Raw genomic sequence first — 535 nt, 5'->3', positions numbered from 1 at the left:
TCGCTGGTCGGTGCACCACTGCTGCTCACCAACTTCCTTCACCTCAGCATAGCGGCGCGCCAACTCGTCCTTGAAGGCGGCATTGGCCCGCTCAAGACCAAGCACCTTGGTGGCCACGTCACGCGCGGTCTGGGAGATCCGCAGCGCGGTCGTGCCGTCGATGGCGTAGTGCTTGCCGCAGAACGTGATGATGGCTGACTGGGCGCTGGACGCCCGGAGCAGGGCTAAAGCCTGCTCCTCCTGCGTTTGTGCGTGGATGGGCAAGGCATGCATGCCGGTGGCAAGTGCCAAGACAACAGGGACTCGCCAACGCATACCCACTACTCCAGCGGCCATGCCGCCTACTCTCGTCGGCACGGCAACACCGTGCTAGCTCACAAGATCCGTAGATATGTCTATTATTACAGCTTCGGTGTACAGCTAAGGGATTGACTAATTCCCCTTCGCATTACGTTTGTCATGGCCCCCATACATCAGAGGTGTAGATGAGCGACGACACATCGTTTCTGGCAACGGATCAGAGCAATTTCATCGA

General features: G+C 58.5%; 1 protein-coding gene. It reads right to left on the bottom strand.

The features are described from left to right. A partial coding sequence (locus tag OXS49_RS33435; RefSeq protein ID WP_267428788.1) for a hypothetical protein occupies nucleotides 1–291 on the bottom strand: 291 nt, incomplete at its 3' end. Between the last annotated feature and the right edge of the window lie 244 nt (nucleotides 292–535).

Origin of the sequence: Methylobacterium sp. GC_Met_2 (assembly GCF_026540795.1) — a bacterium.
Classification (GTDB): Bacteria; Pseudomonadota; Alphaproteobacteria; order Rhizobiales; family Beijerinckiaceae; genus Methylobacterium.
Note: the sequence above shows the minus strand (reverse complement) of the source record. Positions and strands in the feature narration are given on the sequence as shown.